The sequence below is a fragment of the uncultured Lamprocystis sp. genome (genome assembly GCF_903933125.1).
In the GTDB taxonomy this organism is placed as follows: domain Bacteria; phylum Pseudomonadota; class Gammaproteobacteria; order Chromatiales; family Chromatiaceae; genus Thiodictyon.
This window is the reverse complement of record NZ_CAIZIZ010000482.1, coordinates 1-4,523: the sequence shown is the minus strand read 5'-3', so window position 1 is coordinate 4,523 and position 4,523 is coordinate 1. Positions and strand designations below refer to the sequence as shown.

4 protein-coding genes are annotated in these 4,523 nt (G+C 65.4%); 1 reads left to right on the top strand and 3 read right to left on the bottom strand.

The features are described 5' to 3' along the window. Positions 1-651 precede the first annotated feature (651 nt). Positions 652-2,913: a DNA helicase RecQ gene (gene recQ, locus QZY03_RS26695; RefSeq protein ID WP_295586460.1), complete on the top strand. Its 2,262-nt coding sequence runs from the start codon at positions 652-654 to the stop codon at positions 2,911-2,913. On the opposite strand, the gene QZY03_RS26690 is transcribed toward recQ, so the two are convergent. The 3 genes from QZY03_RS26690 to QZY03_RS26680 form a co-directional block, all read right to left on the bottom strand. Further along, positions 2,907-3,407 carry a hemerythrin domain-containing protein gene (locus QZY03_RS26690; RefSeq protein WP_295586458.1) on the bottom strand — a complete coding sequence of 167 codons (501 nt, stop codon included), beginning with the start codon at positions 3,405-3,407 and terminating at the stop codon, positions 2,907-2,909. The two genes, recQ and QZY03_RS26690, sit on opposite strands and share 7 nt — an antisense overlap. A gap of 73 nt (positions 3,408-3,480) precedes the next feature. Further along, positions 3,481-3,936 (bottom strand): hypothetical protein, encoded by a 456-nt coding sequence (locus QZY03_RS26685; RefSeq protein ID WP_295586455.1) that lies wholly within the window; start codon positions 3,934-3,936, stop codon positions 3,481-3,483. Between the two features lie 21 nt (positions 3,937-3,957). Then, a complete protein-coding gene (locus QZY03_RS26680; protein ID WP_295586453.1) occupies positions 3,958-4,260 on the bottom strand; it encodes a hypothetical protein in 303 nt (100 codons plus the stop codon). Between the last annotated feature and the right edge of the window lie 263 nt (positions 4,261-4,523).

Sequence of the window (4,523 nt, the reverse complement as noted above, 5' to 3'; positions counted from 1 at the left end):
GTCCCGCCGCGATGGGGCCGGGCGCGTAACCCGACCGTTCGGGGTGACCGCGGCATCCATCGCGGCGGGACGCCGCTCCCACGGGGTCGCTGCGCGACTTTCACGGTAAAGCTACGCGACTGGGATCTCGGGCAGCCGCTGGCTTCGCGCATGACCGGGGAATGGTCAGCAGAATGATTCGAGTGCGGATTCACAAGACACCCTGATCGGCAGCCGGTCGCGTGATGCGCCGGCTGCCGGGGCCTTGGCAGAGCGATGCCGGCCCGAGTGGGTCAGCCGGGAATTGGTGTCCTCCTCGCCCGGTACATCGGGTTTGGAGCGGGGCGCTGAGGCCGGACCACGGGGTCGGTGCCTTATCACCCTCTTTCAGTTGCGGTTTCTCGTCCCAAGGTCGGACGCGATGTAGGGATCTTAGCGACTTCGATCGGGCATTACAAATGGTTTGTATAGATTGACTCGCACACGCTTTCGTAGCGGCCGATCGACAGTCGGGGAGCGGGCAAGCCAACCCTGTCCACGCGTCCGCAGAGGCCCGGCCCCATCAGTTCCGATCGCACCCGCCCGCCCTTCTGCGAAGATTTTTTCGGCACAAGTGGGTAGCATGGGCAGCGGCCATCAGGCCCAATCCATCCTTCGCAACTGCACCAGACGATGAATCAGAACCCGTTGGAGATACTGAACCGGGTCTTCGGCTACCCGAGCTTTCGCGGCGCTCAAGAGGCGGTCATCGAGCAGATCCTGCGCGGCGGCGATGCCCTGGTGCTGATGCCGACCGGGGGCGGCAAGTCGCTGTGCTACCAGATTCCGGCATTGTTGCGGCCGGGGACGGGGGTGGTGGTCTCGCCACTGATTGCGCTGATGCAGGACCAGGTGGATGCGCTGCGGCAACTCGGGGTACGGGCGGCCTTTCTGAACTCGTCCATGGCTGCCGACGAACAGGCGCGGGTGGAGCGCGCCCTGCTGGCCGGCGAGTTGGATCTCTGCTATGTGGCCCCGGAACGCTTGCTGAGCGAGCGTTTCCTGAACCTGCTGGGGCGGGTGTCGATTGCGCTCTTCGCGATCGACGAGGCGCACTGCGTCTCCCAGTGGGGCCATGATTTCCGGCCAGAATACATTCAACTGAACCTGCTGCATGAGCGGTGGCCGCAGGTGCCCCGCATCGCGGTGACCGCCACGGCGGATGCCCCGACCCGCAGGGAGATCGTCGCCAAGCTGGCGCTGGAGCAGGCGGCGCAGTTCGTCTCCAGTTTTGACCGACCGAATATCCGCTACCGCATCACCGAGAAGGCGCAGCCGCGCCGCCAGCTCATCGAGTTTCTGCGCAACGAGCACCCGCGCGACGCCGGTATCGTCTATTGCCTGTCGCGCCGCAAGGTGGAGGAAACGGCCGAATTCCTGCGCGAACAGGGGTTCAGCGCCTTGGCCTATCACGCCGGTCTCACGGCCGAGCAGCGCCGCGCCCACCAGGCGGAGTTTCTGCGCGGCGAGGGAGTCATCGTGGTCGCGACCATCGCGTTCGGGATGGGCATCGACAAGCCGGACGTGCGCTTCGTCGCCCATCTGGACCTGCCCAAGAGCCTGGAAGCCTATTATCAGGAGACCGGTCGCGCCGGCCGCGACGGGCTGCCGGCGAATGCCTGGATGACCTACGGTTTGGGCGACGTGGTAATGCTGCGGCGCTTCATCGAGGCCTCGGAGGCCGAGGAGCAGTTCAAGCGCGTCGAGCTGCACAAGCTCAACGCCCTGCTGGGTTTTTGCGAGACCAGCGAGTGCCGCCGCCGGGTCATGCTGAACTATTTCGGCGAAGCCTTGGCCGAGCCCTGCGGCAATTGCGATACCTGCCTGGCGCCGGTGGCGCGTTGGGACGGCACCGTGGCCGCGCAGAAGGCGATGTCCTGCATCTTCCGCACCGAACAGCGCTTCGGCGTGAATTACCTGATCGATGTCCTGCTCGGCAAGGACCACGAGCGCATCCGCCGGTTTGGCCACGACCGCACCTCCACCTTCGGGATCGGCCAGGACTTGAGCGCCGAGCAATGGAAGTCAGTCTACCGGCAACTGGTCGCCGCCGGGCTGGTCGCGGTCGACATGGAGGCCCATGGCGCCCTCAAGCTTACCGAATTGAGCCGCGCGGTCCTGCGCGGCGAGCAACGGGTGCACCTGCGCCGGGATCCGGAGCGCCGGCCGGCCAGCCGCGCCGCGGAAAACAAGGGGCGAGCGATCGCGGCGGAGACCCCGCTGGACCCCGAAGCCACGGCACTCTGGGAGCGCTTGCGCACCCACCGGCGGGAACTGGCGCAGCAGCAAGGCGTGCCGCCCTATGTGATCTTCAACGACGCGACCCTGCGGGAGTTGGTCACCTACCGACCGCGCGACGCCGACGCGTTCAGCCGGATCAGTGGGGTTGGCGTGGTCAAGCTGGAGCGCTATGGCGTCAGCTTCCTGGGCGTGCTGGCCGACCATGAGGCCGAGCACGGCCGGCCCGCCGACCTCCCGCCGCTGCCGGAGCCCCCGACACGCGCCGACCGGTCGGCGACGGGATCGGCCGCGGGGCCGCTATCAGAGAAGGCGCCCGCCGCAGGCCGCAGCTGGAACCTGGGCCTGAGCGGTACTGTCCGCGAGACCCTGGAGCTGTTTCGCGCCGGTATCCCGCCCGCGGCGATCGGCGAGCAACGCGACCTCAAGCTCACCACCGTGTTCACCCACCTGGCGCGCTGCATCGAGGAAGGCGAACTCAGCTTGCGCGACGTGGTCACGCTCGGCGAGGACGAGATCGAGGCCATCCGGTCCGCCTTCGACCAACTGGTGGGACTGGATTCGCCGCAGATGCTCAAGCCGGTCTATGACGCCTTTGAGGGTCACTATGATTATGGACTGCTGCGCTGCGTGCGGGCGGCCATGGCGCGTCAGTGAGGCGCCGTATCAGACTCCGGCCAGCCGCACAACGCGAAATAGTCCTTGGCGAATGCCCGATCGGATTCCAGGATGTGGGTGAGGAGCCACTGACAGACCCGCTCCTGCGCTGCTTCATCGAACACCGTGACGCCGAGCGCCCGCCAGTTGCGCAGCATCTCACTGAATTGGCTCATGAGGACGACATGCTCGGCGGCGTGTTCTTCCGCCCGTGCGTACCCGATGGCGCGCATGAAGGACTCTTCCCGCCGGAAATGGGCATGGACCTGACCACCGAAGGCAACCAATGCCTCGGCCAGATCCCGCTGGCTCGCCCCAGGAAACCCGGCGGTGCGCGGCGGCGCCACGCCCGTGGAAACGCCCGATGGAATCGCTGCCTGAGGACAGAAGCGCAGGCAGATGTCGACCACGTTACCGATCAGGGCCCGGTGGTCCGCGTCCAAGGCATCGATTCCCAAGGCCCATTCATCACGCCATGTCAACAGCTTCGTCATCTTGTTCTATCTCGATTGCACGGCACGTTTCCTGCCCCAAGGGTACGGGGGCAATGCGTCTGACGGGGACCCTTCAGCGGCGGCGCATCGGCACGATGCAGGACTCCCGGACCGGCGCGGCCCGTTCCCGCTGACGCGCCGCCTGGAGCCGGAGCGCCGCGCGAGTCTCGCCGATCAGTCGCCGCTGGGTTTCCGCCAAACCAGAGAAATAGTAGATGATTGCGTAAGAGAGCGGGGCCGAAATCGATTCACGCGGCCCGCCGGTCGGCCGCCAGGCGATCCGGATCAACCGGCCGCCAACCCCGTCCTGATGGGCATAGCCGCCGTTGGCATCGACGAACACCACTTCGTTGCGGGCGATGACCGCCAGGTACTGCATGGAGCGGATGGGCAAAAAACAGTGCTCGGCGCCGTCCCGTGCCAGCAGCAGTTGCAACCCGTTGTGGAGATCGGCCGGCAGCGTGCCGGTCTCTTGAGCGTGCTCCGTCTCCGGCCGAAAGAAGGTCTCACGGATCCGATAGCAAGCCATGGTGCTGCCCGCCGGACAGGCTCAGGACTCGTCGTCCAGCGACGGGTCCCAGCCCTCGGCGCGGGCGCGCTCAACCGCCGCACCATAGATGCGGGCATGGCGCTCGCCCAGTGCCGGAGGCAGCCGAGAGGCCAGGTGACCATAGGGGAGCCAGGCGTCATGGACCTGGTCATAGAGGTTCTCGATACCTTGAATGGTCCAGCCCTCACAGGTCTGCTCCTCGGGGATGAGGCCAAACACCCAGGCATCACGAATGATGTTGGCAGTGGGGGTCATGCCGCCCTTGGGCTCGTTATTGATCCCTTGATAGATTTTTTGGTTCATCGTGTCGGTCCGGTGGCTGTCTGGGCGGGAATTTTGCGCGCTCGGGTGCCCCGCGTCACCCTTGCTGCATCCCACACACCAGAGTCGGTGAAAGTCATCGTCGTCGGGTTAGCGCGGCTTCACCCGATCATCCTAGCAGAGTTTAACGCATCAGATTATTTTTCTCTTTATATCATAATCTTACGTGTGCGCTTGGAAGTGATGTGATTTGTTTTGACCAGATCTCTAGGTAGGATGGGCAGAGCGAGAGCGATGCCCATCCG